This window comes from Albimonas sp., from assembly GCF_055129145.1.
Map to the genome: position 1 here is coordinate 1 of NZ_JBSRTQ010000104.1, position 15,431 is coordinate 15,431.

The following is a 15,431-nucleotide window of genomic DNA, read 5'->3' on the forward strand; positions in this document are numbered from 1 at the left end:
GGGCGCCCGGAGACGGCGCGGCATGCGCGCCGCCGAAGCGCGCCGCGGGCGGGCCGGCGACACCGGCGGTCGGCCTGCGCGGCGCTCCCGTCTTCGGGCCCGCCTCCGGGGCAAGGCGCTCAGCGCCCCGTCTCGCCCTCCGGCGGCTCGGAGACCAGGATCGGCATCCGGTCCGTGCAGAACCAGGTCACCCCGTATTCCACCGGCCGCCCGGCCCCATCCGCGCTCAGGCTCTCGGCCCGCAGCAGGGGCGTCGCCTCGGGCGTCATCAGGTGATGCGCGATCAGCGCCCCCGCCCGCTGCGCCGTCATCCGCGTCCACAACCGCGTGTAATCCGGCACCCCGCCCATCGCCAGCGCCCGGGTCACCGAGCCGGTGTCGCGCAGCGCATCGAGGAACCGAGGCAGCGCGTCGGCCGGGTAGACCGAGCGCGAATAGGCCACCGGCGCGCCGTCCGCCACGTTCAGCGTCTCCGAGATATGCACCCGCTCGCCCCGCCGCAGCCCGAGGATCTCCGCCTCCGCCTTCGAGGGCGCCGTCGTCTCCAGCCGCAGGAACCGCCGCTCCGGCGTGCGGCCGGCGGCGCGCAGGGCGGCGGTGAACCGCATGCGGCGCGAGATCGGATAGTCGGTCGCCGCATGGGTCACCACCGCCCCCGCCCCGCGCCGCACATGCACCATGCCCGCCTCGCTCAGCGCCGCCATCGCCCGGCGCAGCGTGTGGCGGTTGACCCCGAAGCGGGTGGCGAGCGCGGTCTCGGACGGCATCCGCTCCCCCGTCGCCCAGCGCTTTTCGCGGATGTCGTCGGCCAGCACGTCGCGGATCCGGGCCCAGAGCGGCAGGGTCGGGTCGGCCGCCTCCAGCCCCATGGACGCGCGGGGCGGCGGCGGGCCGTCCCCCGACAGGCTGTCGCGCGGCGCCTGATCCGGATCATTTGTCATGCGAACGTCACCATTCCCGCGTTGAAACTCCCTGCCGGCTGGGTCATACCATACTTGTGCAGTTATCTAGTTGGCTAGACAAAAATGCAAGATGTAGAGACACGGGCGGCAGCGCCCGAATCCGCCCCCGAGGCCCGAAGGGTCTGGATGTCGCTGCTGGCCAAGGCGCCCGAGGCTCGGCTCGCCGCGCTCTGGTCCGCCGCGGGCCTCGCCCCCGACTTCGCCTGGCTGCGCGCGCCGGAAGCCGGGGCGGTGATGCTGCGCGGCCGGGCCGGGGCCGTGGGCGCGCCGTTCAACCTCGGCGAGATGACCGTGACCCGCGCCGCCCTGCGCCTTTCGGACGGGGCCGTGGGCCACGCGATGGTGCAGGGCCGAAGCCGGGAGAAGGCCCGCGTCGCGGCGCTGTGCGACGCGCTGATGCAGACCGAAGCCGCATCAGGCGTCCGCGCCGCCATCCTCGACCCCTTGGCCGCCGAAGCGAAGGCCCGGAGCGCCGCCCGCGCCGGCCGCGCCGCCGCCACCAAGGTCGATTTCTTCACCATGGTCCGCGGAGATAACGCATGACCCCCGCTCCCATCTCCGCGCTCGAGGGCGGGTTCGCCGAGGCCCCCCTCGACGCCGCCCGCGCCTTCCGCGCGCTGATCGACGCGCTGTCGCGCCCGGGGCGCGTGGCCCGCATCGCCGGCGCCGTCCCGCCCGCGCCGTTCCCGCCCGCCGCCGGCGCGCTGGCCCTGACGCTCTGCGACGCGGAAACCCCGGTCTGGCTCGCGCCCGCGCTGCGCACCCCGGCGCTGCAGGCCTGGCTGACCTTCCACTGCAACGCGCCGCTGACGCTCGATCCCGCCGCCGCCGCCTTCGCCTTCGGCGCGCCGGAAGCGCTGGCCGAGGAACTCGACGCCTTCGCCATCGGCTCCCCCGAATATCCCGACGCCTCCGCCACGCTGGTCGCGCTGGTCGAGGGGTTCGACGGCGAGGCCCTGACCCTCGCCGGCCCCGGCGTCGACGGAACCGCGCGCCTGGCGCTCGGCCCCGACGCCGCCGCGATCGCCGCCCTGCACGCTTGCAATCGGGCGCTGTTCCCGCAGGGCCGCGACCTGTTTCTCGTGGCCCACGACCAGGTCGCGGGCCTGCCGCGCTCCACCCGCATCTCGCCCGAGGAGGCCTGAGCCATGTATGTCGCGGTCAAGGGTGGCGAACGCGCCATCGACAACGCCCATGCCTGGCTGGCCGAAGCCCGGCGCGGCGATCTTTCGGTGCCCGAACTGAGCGTCGCGCAGATCCGCGAGCAGATGGCGCTCGCCGTCAACCGGGTGATGGCCGAGGGCTCGCTGCACGATCCCGACCTCGCAGCCCTGGCGATCAAGCAGTCCCGCGGCGACCTGATCGAGGCGATCTTCCTGATCCGGGCCTACCGGACCACGCTGCCGCGGTTCGGGGCGTCGCGCCCGCTCGACACCGGGGCGATGGCGGTGACCCGGCGGGTGTCCGCCACCTTCAAGGATGCGCCGGGCGGCCAGGTGCTGGGCCCGACCTTCGACTACACCCACCGCCTCATCGATTTTTCGCTGGCAGCCGAAGCGCAGGCGGATCCGGTCGCGGGGGTGTCCGATGCCGTCCTCCCGCCCCGCACCCCCCATATCGCCGAATTCCTCGATGCCGAGGGCCTGCTCCAGTCCGAACCCGAGGGCGTTCCCACGCCTCCGGACCTCACCCGCCAGCCGCTCGCCTTTCCGGCGTCCCGCGCGCTGCGGCTGCAGGCGCTGGCTCGCGCCGATGAGGGGTTCACCCTGTCGCTGGCTTATTCCACCCAGCGAGGATATGGCCGCAACCACCCGTTCGTAGGAGAACTTCGCGTGGGGACCGTGGCGGTCGAGGCCGACATCCCCGAGCTCGGCTTCGCGATCGAAATCGGCGAGATCGAGCTGACCGAATGCGAGACGGTCAACCAGTTCGCCGGCTCCAGAACCGAGCCCCCGCAGTTCACCCGCGGCTACGGCCTGACGCTGGGCCATTGCGAGCGCAAGGCGATCTCCATGGCCCTGGTCGACCGCGCGATGCGCTGGCAGGAGCTGGGCGAGGACTTCATCGGCGCGCCCGCGCAGGATGAGGAATTCGTTCTAAGCCATTGCGACAACATCCAGGCGACCGGTTTCCTGGAGCATATCAAGCTGCCCCACTACGTCGACTTCCAGGCGGAGCTGGAGCTGATCCGGACGCTGCGCCGCGAGGCCACGCCCCAGACGGAGGCCGCGGCATGACCGGCGCCGATTACAACTTCGCCTATCTCGACGAGCAGACCAAGCGGATGATCCGCCGGGCCCTTCTGAAGGCCGTGGCGATCCCCGGCTATCAGGTGCCCTTCGCCTCGCGCGAAATGCCCATGCCCTATGGCTGGGGCACGGGCGGCGTGCAGGTGACGGCGGCGACCCTCACCCCCGAGGACACGCTGAAAGTCATCGACCAGGGCGCGGACGACACCACCAACGCGGTCTCAATTCGAAAATTCTTCCAGAAGGTTGCGGGCGTTTCCACAACCGAGAAGACCGCCGAGGCGACCGTCATCCAGACCCGCCATCGCATCCCGGAGCGCGACCTGACCGAGGGCCAGATCCTCGTCTATCAGGTTCCGATCCCCGAGCCGCTGCGCTTCCTCGAGCCGCGCGAGACCGAGACGCGGAAAATGCACGCGCTCGCCGAATACGGCCTGATGCATGTCAAACTCTACGAGGACATCGCCCGCCACGGCCATATCGCCACCTCTTACGCCTATCCGGCGCTGGTCGAGGGCCGCTATGTGATGGATCCCAGCCCGATCCCCAAATTCGACAACCCCAAACTGTCGAATTGCCCGGCGCTTCAACTGTTCGGCGCGGGACGTGAACAGCGGATCTACGCCATTCCGCCCTATACCCGGGTGGTCAGCCTCGATTTCGAGGATCACCCGTTCGAGCGCGGCGGCGCGGCGCAGGACTGCGCGATCTGCGCGGCCTCGGGCGTCTATCTCGACGAGGTGATCATGGACGATGCGGGCGGGCGCATGTTCGTCTGCTCCGACACCGATCATTGCCGGGAGCGGCTGGAGGCCGGCCATCTCGGCCCGATGGGCGTGGCGCGCGAAGGAGAAGCCGCATGACCGACCGTCCTTTGCTGTCCGTCCAGGGAGTCGCGAGGCGTTATGGCGCGCGCGTCGGCTGCGAGGACGTGTCCTTCGACCTCTGGCCCGGCGAGGTCATGGGGATCGTAGGCGAAAGCGGCTCGGGCAAGTCCACGCTCCTGTCCTGCATCTCCGGCCAGGGCGACCCGGACGAGGGGCGGGTGGTCTACGATGCGCGCGATCTCGGCCCGACCGACATCCGCGCGATGTCCGAGCCGCGCCGGCGGATGCTGATGCGCACCGACTGGGCCTTCGTGCATCAGAACCCGCGCGACGGGCTGCGCATGACCGTCTCTGCCGGGGCCAATGTCGGCGAGCGGCTGATGGCCGTCGGCGCGCGGAACTACGCGAACATCCGCGCGCAAGCCACGGACTGGCTTGGGAAGGTCGAAATCGCGGATGACCGGATCGACGATCGTCCTGCGGCGTTTTCGGGCGGCATGCAGCAGCGGCTGCAGATCGCGCGCAACCTCGTCACCGGGCCGCGACTGGTGTTCATGGACGAGCCGACCGGGGGCCTCGACGTCTCGGTGCAGGCGCGCCTTCTCGACCTGATCCGCGGGCTGGTGCGCGAGCTTGGCCTGTCCGCGGTGATCGTCACCCATGATCTGGCCGTAGTGCGTCTGCTCGCCGACCGGCTGATGGTGATGAAGGACGGGCGGGTGGTGGAGACCGGGCTGACCGACCAGGTGCTCGACGATCCGCAGCACGCCTATACCCAGCTTCTCGTGTCCTCGGTGCTTCAGGCATGATCGCAGGTATTGGAGCCAAGCCGATGATCCAAATGACGAATGTCGCCAAAACCTTCACGCTGCACCAGCAGGGCGGCCAGGTCCTGCAGGTGATCCGCGGCGCGTCCTTCCAGGTCGCGCCCGGCGAATGCGTGGCGCTGACCGGGCCGTCTGGATCTGGAAAATCAACGGTCATGCGAATGGTTTACGGGAACTATCTCGCCCAATCGGGCGCCATCCGGGTCGGCGATCTGGACCTCACCTCCGCCGCCCCGCGCGAGATCTCCGCCCTGCGCCGCGGCACGCTGGGCTACGTCTCCCAGTTCCTGCGCGTCGTCCCTCGCGTCCCGACGCTCGCCGTGGTGGCCGAGCCGCTGCTTTCGCTCGGCGTCGCCCGCGAAACCGCGGAGGCGCGCGCGGCGGAGCTGCTCGCAAGGCTCAATGTTCCCAAAGCGTTGTGGAGCCTTTCTCCCATGACCTTCTCAGGCGGCGAACAGCAGCGGGTCAACATCGCGCGCGGCTTCGCCCATGAATATCCGGCGCTGCTGCTGGACGAGCCGACCGCCTCGCTCGACCCCGTCAACCGCGGCGTGGTGCTCGATCTGATCGAAGAGGCCAAGGCGCGCGGCGCCGCCATCCTCGGCATCTTCCACGACGCCGAGGCCCGGGCGCGGGTCTGCGACCGCGGCGTGGACGTGGGCGCCTTCACGCCGGAGGCGGCCGCATGAGCCGGGGCACGCTGCATCTCGTGGTCGGCCCGTCGGGCGTCGGCAAGGACTCGTTGATCGACGCCGCCCGCGACGCCCGCCCGGACCTGGTGTTCCCGACCCGGATCATCACCCGGCCGGCGGACTCCGGGGGCGAGGCGCATGACTTCCTCCCCCTCGCCGATTTCGAGCGTCTGGAGGCGGCGAAAGGCTTTCTGCTGTCCTGGCGCGCACATGGCCTCGCCTACGGCATCCCGGCCGAGGCGGGGGCGGCGCTGGAAGCGGGCCAGGGCGTGGTGGTCAACGTCTCGCGCGGCGTGATCGCCGCCGCCCGCGCCGCCCATGCGCCGCTGCGGGTGCTCGCCGTCACCGCGCCGGCCGCCGTGCTCGCCCGTCGCCTCGCCGCCCGCGGCCGCGAAACCGAAGACCAGATCGCCGCCCGCCTCGCGCGCGCCGAGCTTTCCGCCCCCAAAGGCCCCGACGTGCGCGAAATCGACAATTCCGCAACGCTGGAAGCGGCTTGCGCCGCGTTCCTCGCCTCCCTCGCCCCGGCCGTCCAATCCGACAGGAGCCCCGCATGACCCTCGATCTGACCGAGGCGCGCCCCGCCGTCGCCGAGACCATCCTCGCCAACGCCCGCATCGTGCTGGGGGACGAGGTGATCGCCGGCTCCCTGCGTCTGGTCGACGGCGTGATCGCCGACATCGCCCCCGGGGCCTCGCGGCTGGGCCAGGACATGGGCGGCGACCTGATCGCCCCCGGCCTGATCGAGCTGCACACCGACAACCTGGAGCGCCATTGCGAGCCGCGCCCCGGCGCCTCCTGGCCGCGTGAGGCGGCGGTGATCGCGCATGACGCGGAACTGGCCTCGGTCGGCATCACCACGGTTTTCGACGCGATCAGAGTGGGTTCCGTGGTGTCGTTCCGCAAAGCCGCCTATGGCCGCTACGCCCGCGAGGCTGCGGATGCCATCCTCAAGCTGAAGCGCGAAGGCGCGCTGCGCATCTCCCATTTCATCCACCTGCGCGCCGAGATCTGCTCTGAGACGCTGGTCGACGAACTCGACGAATTCGGCCCGGAGGACGAGGTCCGCATCCTGTCGCTGATGGACCACACGCCCGGTTTCCGACAGTTCCGCGACGTGAGCCAGCTGCGTCGCTATCATGAGGGCAAATACGGGCGCGGCAAGGCCGACATGGACGAATATCTGGAGTTCCTCGGCGCCCTCTCCGCGCGGGTCAGCGCCACCCATGAAGAGGCCGCCGCGGCGCGGGGCCGGGCGCTCGGCGCGGTGCTGGCGAGCCATGACGACACCGATGCGGGCCATGTCGAGGCTTCGGCCCGTCACGGCGCACGGGTGGCCGAGTTCCCGACCACAATGGAGGCGGCGCGGGCCTGCCAGACGGCCGGCATCGCGGTGATGATGGGCGCGCCCAACCTGCTGCGCGGCGGCTCGCATTCGGGCAATGTCGCGGCCTCGGATCTGGCGGCGGAAGGCTTGCTCGACATCCTCTCCTCCGACTACGCCCCGTCCTCGCTGCTGATGGCCGCGGTGCGGCTGGGGGAGGAGAGCGGCGACATGGCCCGCGGTTTCGCGACCGTCACCCGCGCCCCCGCCCGGGCGACGGGGCTGACCGACCGTGGCGAGATCGCGCCCGGGCTGCGCGCCGATCTGGTGCGGGTGCGCCTCGGCCACTCCGCCCCGGTGATCCGCGGCATGTGGGTGGGGGGCGAGCGGCTCTGACCGCTCGCCCGCGGGCGCCGGCCCCTGCGCCTGCGCCGCAGACCGGCGACGCCCGCGAACCTCGTCCCAACCGGAGCCCGCCATGCCCTCTCCCCCGCTCGACGGTCTCGATCACCTGCTGCTGGTCGTCGCCGATCCGGAGGCGGCGGCGGTCTGGTATGGGCGGGTGCTGGGCGCGGTCGCGGTCTCGATGCCCACCCCGAACGGGCCGCGGATCCAGCTGGACCTTGCGGGAACCCGGATCAGCCTCTTGCGCGCGGGGCGGGCGAGCATGCCGCCGCTGCGCAATCCGGTGGCAGGCTCGGGCCATTTCTGCGTGCTCACCCAGGCGCCGCTGGCCGACTGGCTGACGCATTTCGCCGCCGAGGACGTGCCCATCGCCGACGGGCCCGCGCCCCGCGACGGACGGTTGGGGCCGCTCGAAAGCGTCTATGTCCACGATCCCGACGGCAACATGGTCGAGGTCGCCCGGCGGATCGACGGGATCAGTCCAGCCGCTTCTCCATGAACACGCTCGACCCGTTCTCCCGATAGACGCCGAAGGGGCCGCGGCGCGCATAGCCCGCGCGCTCATAGGCGCGGATGGCGGCGGGGCTGTCGGAGCCGGTCTCCAGGCGCATCAGGGGCAGGGCGCGGGCCCGGGCCTCCGCCTCCAGCGCCGCGATCACCGCGGCGGCGAGCCGGCGACCCCGCGCCTCGGGCAGGGTGTACATGCGCTTGAGCTCCCCATAGCCGTCCAGCGGGGCGAAGCCGCCGCAGGCCAACGGCGCGCCGTCCTGCCACAGCACGAGGAAATGCACGCGCGCGGCGACCAGCTGCTCGGGCGAGAAGGCGTAGCGCAGCTCCGGCGGGTAGATCGCGGCCTGCTCCCGCTCGGAGCCCGCGATCAGGGCGAGCGCTTCGGGCGCGCCGGGAGGGGTGAGGCGGATGTCGAACGGGGCGGCTGAGACGGTCATCGGTGGGGTTCCGGGGCGGGGATCGGGATGGGGGGATCGGGAGCGCGGGGGCGAGTTTTCGGCGCAGGCGCGCAGGGGTCAAGGCGTCGAGCCCCGCGGGCGACGCATACCCGCCCTGCATCCGGGCCGCCGTCCGGACCCCGCGTCGGCGCGCCGCTGGCCAGAGGCCCGCCGCAGCGCATATTGAGGGCGCGCCCGACCCGCTCCCGCCGCCCCCCGCCCGAAGCCTGCCCGCAGCCAGCCAGACGGAGCCCCCCATGCGCTATTTCCCGATGTTCCTGGACCTGCGCGACCGTCCCGTCCTGATCGCAGGCGGCGGCGAGCAGGCGGCCCAGAAGGTCCGCCTGATCCGGCGCGCCGGTCCGCGCATCGCGGTGATGGCGCCGACGCTCGAGCCCGAGCTCGCGGCGCTGGAAGCCGATGGCCGCATCCGCCATGTCCCGGCGGTCTATGACGAGGCGGAGGTCGACGCCGCCGTCGTCGCCTTCTGCGCCTCGGGCTGCGTGGGGGTGGATGCGTGGATCGCCGCGCGGATCAAGGCGCGGGGCGGCGTCGTCAATGTGGTGGACAAGCCGCGGCTCTGCACCGCGATCACCCCGGCGCTGGTCGACCGGGACCCGCTGGTGGTCGCCATCGGAACCGAGGGCGTGGCCCCGGTGATGGCCCAGCGGGTCAAGACCATGGCCGAGGGCTGGCTGGAGCCGGGCCTGGGCGCGTTCCTGTCGGAGCTCGCCCCCCTGCGGCCGGTGATGGCGGAGACGACGCTCGCCCCCGACCCGCGCAGGTTCTGGAACTGGATCATGGACGGGCCGCGGGCGCGGGCGGCGGCGGGGGATCTGGAGGGCGCGGTGGCGGAGGTGCGCGCGGCCATCGCGGCGGGGGGCGCGCCGGACGCCGCCGCCGCGGGCCGGCTGACCCTGATCGCGCTGCCGGCGGCGGGGGTGGACCTGCTGCCGCTGCGCGCCGTGCGCCGGATGCAGGAGGCCGACCTGCTGATCCACCCGCCCCATGCGCCGGAAGCGGCCCTCGAGCTCGCCCGCCGCGACGCCGAACGCCTCGGCGCCGCGGTGCTGCCCGTCGACGAGATCGGGGCGAGACTGGCCGGGGGCGCCTCCGTCGCCGCCCTCGTCGCCGCGCCCGACTGGACCGCCGCCTGCGCCGCCGCCGACCGCGCCGGGTGGGCGCCCGAACGGCTGACCGCCGGCGCGGCGGCCTGAGGCCTTTTCGGATCGGCGACGCCCGGGGCCGATAATCAGGCGCCGATCCGCGCCGCGCTCCGCCGCGGGCGGGGGAAAGCGAGGGCCGGGCGCCCCAGCCCCCAGCCCCCAGCTCCCGGTCGCCGGGGCGCGGAGCGACGCGCCTGGTCAAGCGTCCGATGCCCTCGGTCCAGACCGCCGCAACGGGCGGCGCGGGAGGCGCCGCGACCGCCGTCGCGCCCGTTGCGCCGCCCCTCCCGCGGCGCGGTCCGGCGGGGCGCCGGCGGAGCCGTTTCCGGGGCCCGCCCGCGCGGCCGATGGGGACCGGGAGACCGCGCCGTCCGCGCCCCCGATCCAGCGCGCCGCGGGCGCTTCGGTCCGACCTGCGCGACGGCGGACGCGGCGCCCTGGTCCCTCGCCTCCATCGCGCCGCCGCTCCCGAAGCGTCACCATTGGGTGAGACGGCGAAACATCGCGTCTGCGGCCGCGAAATCCGGTTTATCGAAGGCGGCGACGCGCCCGCTCGCCCCCAGAACGCCCGCCCCCGAACACCGGACGTCGATCCCGGAGCCCCCGATGACGCATGACGCCGCCGGCCTCGCCCTCTCCCTTCCCGACGCCCAGGCCGCCGCGACCTGGGACGCGGCGGTGCGCGCCTTCCTCGCCCATGGCGCCGCCACGCCTGAGCTCATCGCCGACGTCCTCGCCCGCGAACCCGGTTTCGCCATGGGCCACGCCGCCCGCGGGCTGATGCTGTTCCTGCTCGCCCGGGCCGAGCTGATGCCCGCCGCCGAAGCCAGCCTCGCCGCCGCCCGCGCCGCCGGGGCCGGAGGCGGCGCCACCGCGCGCGAAGCGCAATATGTCGAGGCGCTGGCCGAAGCCCTATCGGGTCGCCCCTCCGCCGCCGCCGCCCGCCTCGCGCGGACCGCCCGCGCCCATCCGGGCGACGCGCTCGCGGTGAAATTCGCCCAGACCCTCCGTTTCATCCTCGGCGACGCGCCCGCGATGCGGCGCGAGGCGGAGGCGTCGCTCGCCCCCGAAGCCGGCCTCGGCCCCGAGCATCCGCTGCATGGCTACGTGCTCGGCCAGGCCGCCTTCGCGCGGGAGGAGACCGGGGCCTATGCCGAGGCCGAAGCCGCCGGGCGCCAAGGCCTCGAACGCGCCCCCGACGACGCCTGGGGGCTGCATGCGGTGGCCCATGTCCTCGACATGACTGCCCGCGCCGGGGACGGGGTGCGTCTGCTCGCCGGCCAATCCGCCCGCTGGGCGCATTGCAGCAATTTCGGCCTGCACGTGTGGTGGCATCTGGCGCTCTTCCATCTCGACGGCGGGCGGCCGATGGCGGCGCTCCGGCTCTACGACGCAAGGGTGCGCGCCACGCCGACCGACGAATACCGCGACATCGCCAACGCCGCCTCCCTGCTGATGCGCCTGGAACTGGAGGGCGTGGCGGTGGGCGCGCGGTGGGAGGAGCTGGGCGCGCTCGCCGCCGACCGGGTCGAGGACGGCTGCCTGGTCTTCGCCGACCTGCATTACCTGCTGGCGCTCAACCGCTCGGGCCGCGCGGCGGAGGCGGCGGCGCTGACCGCGCGCATCGCCCGCGACGCCCAGGGGCTCGACCACCATCAGCACGAGGTCTGCGCGCTGGCGGGCCTCGCCGCCGCCCGCGGGCTGAACGCGTTCCGGGCCGGGCGGTGGGCGGCGGCGCACCGGGCGCTGCGCGCGGGCCTGCCGCAGCTCTGGCGCATCGGCGGCTCGCACGCCCAGCGCGATCTGCTGGAGCGGATCGGGATCGAGGCGGGCCTGCGCGCCGGGGATGTGGACGGGGCGGCCGCGATGCTCGACGATCGCACCGCCCGCCGCGGGGCCGAGGATGGCTACGCCGCGCGCAGGCATGCCGCGCTGGAGACTCGCCGCGCCGAACTGCGCGCGATGGCGATGGCGGCCGAATGAATTTTCGCGACCCCAACAAGAAAATGACCGGACGAGACATGACCGACGCCGCCGATACCCCCGCCTTGCGCCCGGCCCCGCCCTCCGCCGTCCACGCTCCCAAAAAGCCGCGGGACATGCGGCTCGATTTCTTCCGGGGTCTCGCGATGTTCATCATCCTGCTCGCCCATGTGCCCGAGGACGGCTGGGCGCTGTGGATCCCGGCGCGCTTCGGCTTCTCGGACGCCACCGAGATCTTCGTGTTCTGCTCCGGCCTCGCCTCGTCGCTGGCCTTCGGGGCGGCGTTCCGCAGCCATGGCTGGCCGATGGGCACGGCGCGGATCGCGCATCGGGTCTGGCAGGTCTACTGGGCGCATGTCGGGCTGGTGCTCGCGGTCGGCGCGCTGCTCCACGCCATCGACGCGAGCGGGATCGGGCTCGAGGGGGTGCGCTACGTCGCCCGCCTGCCGATCCTGCCGCTGTTCGAGGATACCGGGCCGGCGCTGCTCGGCCTGCTGAGCCTGCGCTGGGTGCCGAATTACTTCGACATCCTGCCGATGTATCTGGTGATCCTCGCCATGGTCCCGGCGGTGATGGGCGCGCATCGGGTCGCGGGGCGGCCCGGCGCGCTGGGACTGGTGGCGGCGGTGTGGGTCGCGGCCCAGTTCAACCTGCTCGACCTGCCCTCCCGCCCCTGGGCGCCCGAGATCCCGTGGTTCTTCAACCCCTTCGGCTGGCAGCTGGTGTTCTTCTCCGGCTTCGCCTTCGGCATCGGCTGGATCCCGGCGCCCCCCGTCTCGCGCCGGCTGATACGGGTGGCGGCGGCGGTGCTGCTGGTCTCGATCCCCTTCGCCTGGTTCCGCATCCATGACGGGCTGTGGCTGCCCGACGACTGGTGGATCCAGGACCGGATCGCCGAGGCGCGCATGGCGACCGAGGTCCTGTGGCGCAAATCCGAGATGGGCCTGTTGCGCTGGGTGCATTTCCTGGCGCTCGCCTATCTCTGCTGGGCGCTGGCCGGGCCGGGGGGCGCGCGGCTCGCGCAGCCGCTGCGCCTGCCGCGCAGCCCGTCCCGCCTCACGCTGCGGATCGGCGCGGTCGTGGCGCTGGCCACCGCGCCCTGGGCCTGGGTGGACGAGATCCGGGCGTTCGCGCCGGCGCTCGACCTCTGGCTGACCGGCGTGCTGGGGCAGGGGGCGACGCGCGTGTTCGGCACGGATCTGTTCCTGCCCTGGGAGCGGGCGAGCCTGGCGATGTCGATCCATCTCTGCGCGCTGGCGCCGCTGGTCTGGGCGGCGATCGGGGCGGGGGCGCGGGACTGGCTCGCGGGGCCGGGCTGGAAGGGCTTCGTGCCGGTGGTGCGCAAGGTCGGCGCCCAGTCGCTGGCGGTGTTCCTGACCTCGATGTTCCTCGCCCAGGTCATCGGCCTGGGACTGGATCTGACCGGGCGGGGGCTGTGGGCGACCGGATTGCTCAACCTCGCGGGTTTCGGCGTGCTGATCACGGTCGCCTATCTGGTCGGCTGGTTCAAGGCGCAGCCCTGGCGGCGGCCGGTCCTCGCGGCGGCGTCGCCCGCGCCGCCCCGATCAACCCGCCGCGATGCGGGATGCAATTCCGCCCCGCAGCCTGCAGAGTGACGTGGCGCAATGGCGTCGCCCGCCCGCCGGGCATGCGATTCGCGCCGAAAGATCCGATCGCCCCTCGACCCCTTTTTCCCGCGATCCGCCACGCAGGAAGGCGGACCCGCCTCCGCTCCGATCACTTCCGCCTGATAGAAGTCATAACGTTGGACATCCCCGTTCGCCGCGCCAGTTCAGCAGCGTGGCGTACGCCCCAGCGACCGCCTTCCCGCCGTATACGTCGAGGCCCCGGACCGAGATGAACTACGCTCCCGCCGAAGCCCTTCTGCCCCTCATGCCCGAGCCGGGCGCGACGAAGACCGTCGTGGTGGCCCAGCTGGGCCAGACCCTCGACGGCCGCATCGCCACGGTCACCGGCGCCTCCAAGTATATCAACGGCTACCAGGCGCTCGATCACCTGCACCGTCTGCGCGCCCATGTGGACGCGGTCGTCGTCGGCGTCTCCACCGTGGTGTTCGACGACCCGCGGCTGACCGTGCGCCGGGTCGACGGCCGCCATCCCGCGCGGGTGGTGATCGACCCCAACGGCCGCCTGCCCGCGACCTGGGGGGGGCTGACCGACGGCGCCTCCCCGGTCTATGTGATCACCAGGCGCGGGCTGAAGCCCCCGCCCCCCGCCATCGCGGTGGAGATGGACCCCGGGCCGGAGGGTTTCGCCCCCGACGCCATCATCGCCGCCTTGCAAGCGCTGGGCCTGCGCCGCATTCTGGTGGAAGGCGGGGCCGACACGCTGGCGCGCTTCCTCGACGCCGGCGCCATCGACCTGCTGCATGTGCTGGTGGCGCCGATGATCCTCGGCTCGGGCAAGGAGGGCTTCCGACTGGCCCCCGTCGACAGCCTGGACGAGGCGCTGCGTCCGGTGACCCGCGTGCATGCGTTCGAGGACGGCGACGTGCTGTTCACCTGCGATCTGCGTCGTTCCTGGCGGCGCGACTAGGGCCGCCCGGAGCGGGGGGCCGCCACCTGAGAAGGACCGAGACCATGAAGGCCGCGAGCTATGCCGCCCCGCGCAAGGCGCTTCACTGGCTGGTGGCGCTCTGCGTGCTGCTGCTGGTCCCCGTCGGCCTGCTGATCGAGGGCTACGAGCAGGAGAAGATCGACGCGGTCGACGCCGTGCTGGGCGCGGGCGGATTTGATCTGATCTACGACATGCACAAGTCGCTCGGCATCACCGTGCTGACGCTGATGATCCTGCGGGTCGCGGCGCGGGCGGTCTGGGCGAAGCCGCCTTACGCGCATCCGCTGAGCCGGATGGAGAAGCGGGTGTCAACCGTGGTGCATGCGGCGCTTTACGTGCTGCTGATCGCCACGCCGGTGGTGGGCTGGATCGGGGTCAGCCTCTATCCCGCGCCGGTCCCGGTCTGGGGGGTTTTCGATGCGGCGCTGCCGATCGCGCCGGACCGCGAGCTGTCGAACTTCCTGCTGGGCGGGGTGCATGGGCCGCTGGGGCTGCTGATCGGCTTCCTGGCCGTCGCCCATATCGCCGCCGCGTTGAAGCACGGGCTGGTCAACCGCGACGGGCTTCTGGCGCGGATGTTCTGAAGGCCCGCCCCCTCACGCGCCCCTTCGCTCCGGGGGCCCCTTCACTCTGCGGGCAGGGCCAGCAGGTCCATGTGCCCGATCTCCACGTCCTGCGCCCGGCGCCGGGCGCCGGCCCATGACATATGCGCGGCGGGAGGCAGTTCGCCGGTTTCGGCCACCGCCTCGGCCGCGCCGGTGGCGAGCGCGGCGATCAGGCCCGCGTCGCGCGACGCCTGCAGCCGCCAGTCCGAGGGGGCGACCTTCACCCGCCAGCCCCGCGCCGCGAGGCCCGAGGCCAGCGTCGCCCCCGCCCGCGGCCCCAGCGCCAGACCGAAACCCTTGTCGCCCTGCTGATGGGCGCGGAACGCCGCCAGCGCGCGGGGCTCATGCGGGGAGGCAGGCGTCCAGCTTTCCCGCCCGTCATAGGTCAGGGCGGCGTAGATCGCGACATGGCGGGGCAAGGCCTCGATGAAGGCGTCGAGCCATTCCGCCGACACCAGATCGTAGAGGGCGGAGGCGGAAATCAGCGCCGGCCCGTCCCCGATCAGCGCCGCCACCGCGCCGGGGGAGACGGCGAGATCCATCTCCCGCACCTCCGCGCCGGTGCGCCGGGCGGCCTCGGCCAGCAGCTCGGGGTCGCGGTCGATCAGGGTCCAGCGCGCGCCGGGCAGATGGGGGGAGAGGGCGCGGAAGCCTGAGCCGGAGCCGCAGCCGAGGTCCAGCGCCTGCAGCGCCCCCCCCTGCATCCGGGCCCAGTCGGCCAGCGCCTGGATCAGCCCGCGGTCGCGGGCGGCGGCATCGGCGGGCTCGCGCAGCGCCAGCCAGTCGGACGAAAAACTCATGCCAGTCCCTCCAGCGCGCCGGCGACGATCCGCGCCGTATCGGTCCATCCGGGCAGCGCGGTCGCGT

At 72.9% G+C, this 15,431-nt stretch carries 17 protein-coding genes; 14 read left to right on the plus strand and 3 right to left on the minus strand.

Going from position 1 to position 15,431, the window contains the following annotated elements:
- Positions 1 to 119 precede the first annotated feature (119 nt).
- A complete protein-coding gene (gene phnF / locus ACTB72_RS15370) occupies positions 120 to 941 on the minus strand; it encodes a phosphonate metabolism transcriptional regulator PhnF (protein WP_463037878.1) in 822 nt (273 codons plus the stop codon).
- Between the two features lie 84 nt (positions 942 to 1,025).
- Between phnF and phnG the strand changes: the two genes are divergently transcribed.
- The 9 genes from phnG to ACTB72_RS15415 all read left to right on the plus strand — a co-directional run bounded on the left by phnG (position 1,026) and on the right by ACTB72_RS15415 (position 7,785).
- Entirely contained in the window at positions 1,026 to 1,505 is a 480-nt protein-coding gene (phnG, locus tag ACTB72_RS15375; RefSeq protein ID WP_463037879.1) for a phosphonate C-P lyase system protein PhnG, read from the plus strand.
- Positions 1,502 to 2,107: a phosphonate C-P lyase system protein PhnH gene (phnH, locus tag ACTB72_RS15380; RefSeq protein ID WP_463037880.1), complete on the plus strand. Its 606-nt coding sequence runs from the start codon at positions 1,502 to 1,504 to the stop codon at positions 2,105 to 2,107. The genes phnG and phnH overlap by 4 nt, the downstream gene beginning before the upstream one ends.
- A gap of 3 nt (positions 2,108 to 2,110) precedes the next feature.
- The gene (locus tag ACTB72_RS15385; RefSeq protein ID WP_463037881.1) at positions 2,111 to 3,199 is read left to right on the plus strand and encodes a carbon-phosphorus lyase complex subunit; all 1,089 of its coding nucleotides are present in this window, start codon (positions 2,111 to 2,113) and stop codon (positions 3,197 to 3,199) included.
- The gene (locus ACTB72_RS15390) at positions 3,196 to 4,074 is read left to right on the plus strand and encodes an alpha-D-ribose 1-methylphosphonate 5-phosphate C-P-lyase PhnJ (RefSeq protein WP_463037882.1); all 879 of its coding nucleotides are present in this window, start codon (positions 3,196 to 3,198) and stop codon (positions 4,072 to 4,074) included. Before ACTB72_RS15385 ends, ACTB72_RS15390 begins: the two co-directional genes overlap by 4 nt.
- Entirely contained in the window at positions 4,071 to 4,847 is a 777-nt protein-coding gene (phnK, locus tag ACTB72_RS15395; RefSeq protein WP_463037883.1) for a phosphonate C-P lyase system protein PhnK, read from the plus strand. Before ACTB72_RS15390 ends, phnK begins: the two co-directional genes overlap by 4 nt.
- 23 nt (positions 4,848 to 4,870) lie before the next feature.
- Positions 4,871 to 5,554 carry a phosphonate C-P lyase system protein PhnL gene (gene phnL, locus ACTB72_RS15400; protein ID WP_463037884.1) on the plus strand — a complete coding sequence of 228 codons (684 nt, stop codon included), beginning with the start codon at positions 4,871 to 4,873 and terminating at the stop codon, positions 5,552 to 5,554.
- The gene (gene phnN / locus ACTB72_RS15405; protein WP_463037885.1) at positions 5,551 to 6,114 is read left to right on the plus strand and encodes a phosphonate metabolism protein/1,5-bisphosphokinase (PRPP-forming) PhnN; all 564 of its coding nucleotides are present in this window, start codon (positions 5,551 to 5,553) and stop codon (positions 6,112 to 6,114) included. The genes phnL and phnN overlap by 4 nt, the downstream gene beginning before the upstream one ends.
- Complete coding sequence (locus ACTB72_RS15410; protein ID WP_463037886.1) at positions 6,111 to 7,277, plus strand: alpha-D-ribose 1-methylphosphonate 5-triphosphate diphosphatase; 1,167 nt, start codon at positions 6,111 to 6,113, stop codon at positions 7,275 to 7,277. The genes phnN and ACTB72_RS15410 overlap by 4 nt, the downstream gene beginning before the upstream one ends.
- Positions 7,278 to 7,359: 82 nt before the next feature.
- Positions 7,360 to 7,785: a VOC family protein gene (locus ACTB72_RS15415; protein ID WP_463037887.1), complete on the plus strand. Its 426-nt coding sequence runs from the start codon at positions 7,360 to 7,362 to the stop codon at positions 7,783 to 7,785.
- Here ACTB72_RS15415 and ACTB72_RS15420 read toward each other — a convergent pair.
- Positions 7,763 to 8,233: a GNAT family N-acetyltransferase gene (locus tag ACTB72_RS15420; protein WP_463037888.1), complete on the minus strand. Its 471-nt coding sequence runs from the start codon at positions 8,231 to 8,233 to the stop codon at positions 7,763 to 7,765. The genes ACTB72_RS15415 and ACTB72_RS15420 overlap by 23 nt on opposite strands.
- 257 nt (positions 8,234 to 8,490) lie before the next feature.
- Here ACTB72_RS15420 and ACTB72_RS15425 point away from each other — a divergent pair, with 257 nt between their 5' ends.
- From ACTB72_RS15425 to ACTB72_RS15445, 5 genes are all read left to right on the plus strand, one after another.
- A complete protein-coding gene (locus ACTB72_RS15425) occupies positions 8,491 to 9,450 on the plus strand; it encodes a precorrin-2 dehydrogenase/sirohydrochlorin ferrochelatase family protein (protein WP_463037889.1) in 960 nt (319 codons plus the stop codon).
- A 555-nt stretch (positions 9,451 to 10,005) separates the two neighbouring features.
- On the plus strand, positions 10,006 to 11,382 hold the full coding sequence (locus ACTB72_RS15430) for a tetratricopeptide repeat protein (protein ID WP_463037890.1): 1,377 nt from the start codon (positions 10,006 to 10,008) through the stop codon (positions 11,380 to 11,382).
- Positions 11,383 to 11,420: 38 nt separating this feature from the next.
- Positions 11,421 to 12,998 carry an OpgC family protein gene (locus tag ACTB72_RS15435; RefSeq protein ID WP_463037891.1) on the plus strand — a complete coding sequence of 526 codons (1,578 nt, stop codon included), beginning with the start codon at positions 11,421 to 11,423 and terminating at the stop codon, positions 12,996 to 12,998.
- A gap of 241 nt (positions 12,999 to 13,239) precedes the next feature.
- Positions 13,240 to 13,938 (plus strand): RibD family protein, encoded by a 699-nt coding sequence (locus tag ACTB72_RS15440; RefSeq protein WP_463037892.1) that lies wholly within the window; start codon positions 13,240 to 13,242, stop codon positions 13,936 to 13,938.
- 44 nt (positions 13,939 to 13,982) lie between these two features.
- The gene (locus ACTB72_RS15445; RefSeq protein WP_463037893.1) at positions 13,983 to 14,543 is read left to right on the plus strand and encodes a cytochrome b; all 561 of its coding nucleotides are present in this window, start codon (positions 13,983 to 13,985) and stop codon (positions 14,541 to 14,543) included.
- A gap of 41 nt (positions 14,544 to 14,584) precedes the next feature.
- On the opposite strand, the gene ACTB72_RS15450 is transcribed toward ACTB72_RS15445, so the two are convergent.
- Positions 14,585 to 15,364: a class I SAM-dependent methyltransferase gene (locus ACTB72_RS15450; protein WP_463037894.1), complete on the minus strand. Its 780-nt coding sequence runs from the start codon at positions 15,362 to 15,364 to the stop codon at positions 14,585 to 14,587.
- Positions 15,365 to 15,431 lie beyond the last annotated feature (67 nt).

Coding starts and splice junctions, on each gene's coding strand:
- phnF (WP_463037878.1), bottom strand. CDS start 941: ATGACAAATGATCCGGATCAGGCGCCGCGCGACAGCCTGTCGGGGGAC.
- phnG (WP_463037879.1), top strand. CDS start 1,026: ATGCAAGATGTAGAGACACGGGCGGCAGCGCCCGAATCCGCCCCCGAG.
- phnH (WP_463037880.1), top strand. CDS start 1,502: ATGACCCCCGCTCCCATCTCCGCGCTCGAGGGCGGGTTCGCCGAGGCC.
- ACTB72_RS15385 (WP_463037881.1), top strand. CDS start 2,111: ATGTATGTCGCGGTCAAGGGTGGCGAACGCGCCATCGACAACGCCCAT.
- ACTB72_RS15390 (WP_463037882.1), top strand. CDS start 3,196: ATGACCGGCGCCGATTACAACTTCGCCTATCTCGACGAGCAGACCAAG.
- phnK (WP_463037883.1), top strand. CDS start 4,071: ATGACCGACCGTCCTTTGCTGTCCGTCCAGGGAGTCGCGAGGCGTTAT.
- phnL (WP_463037884.1), top strand. CDS start 4,871: ATGATCCAAATGACGAATGTCGCCAAAACCTTCACGCTGCACCAGCAG.
- phnN (WP_463037885.1), top strand. CDS start 5,551: ATGAGCCGGGGCACGCTGCATCTCGTGGTCGGCCCGTCGGGCGTCGGC.
- ACTB72_RS15410 (WP_463037886.1), top strand. CDS start 6,111: ATGACCCTCGATCTGACCGAGGCGCGCCCCGCCGTCGCCGAGACCATC.
- ACTB72_RS15415 (WP_463037887.1), top strand. CDS start 7,360: ATGCCCTCTCCCCCGCTCGACGGTCTCGATCACCTGCTGCTGGTCGTC.
- ACTB72_RS15420 (WP_463037888.1), bottom strand. CDS start 8,233: ATGACCGTCTCAGCCGCCCCGTTCGACATCCGCCTCACCCCTCCCGGC.
- ACTB72_RS15425 (WP_463037889.1), top strand. CDS start 8,491: ATGCGCTATTTCCCGATGTTCCTGGACCTGCGCGACCGTCCCGTCCTG.
- ACTB72_RS15430 (WP_463037890.1), top strand. CDS start 10,006: ATGACGCATGACGCCGCCGGCCTCGCCCTCTCCCTTCCCGACGCCCAG.
- ACTB72_RS15435 (WP_463037891.1), top strand. CDS start 11,421: ATGACCGACGCCGCCGATACCCCCGCCTTGCGCCCGGCCCCGCCCTCC.
- ACTB72_RS15440 (WP_463037892.1), top strand. CDS start 13,240: ATGAACTACGCTCCCGCCGAAGCCCTTCTGCCCCTCATGCCCGAGCCG.
- ACTB72_RS15445 (WP_463037893.1), top strand. CDS start 13,983: ATGAAGGCCGCGAGCTATGCCGCCCCGCGCAAGGCGCTTCACTGGCTG.
- ACTB72_RS15450 (WP_463037894.1), bottom strand. CDS start 15,364: ATGAGTTTTTCGTCCGACTGGCTGGCGCTGCGCGAGCCCGCCGATGCC.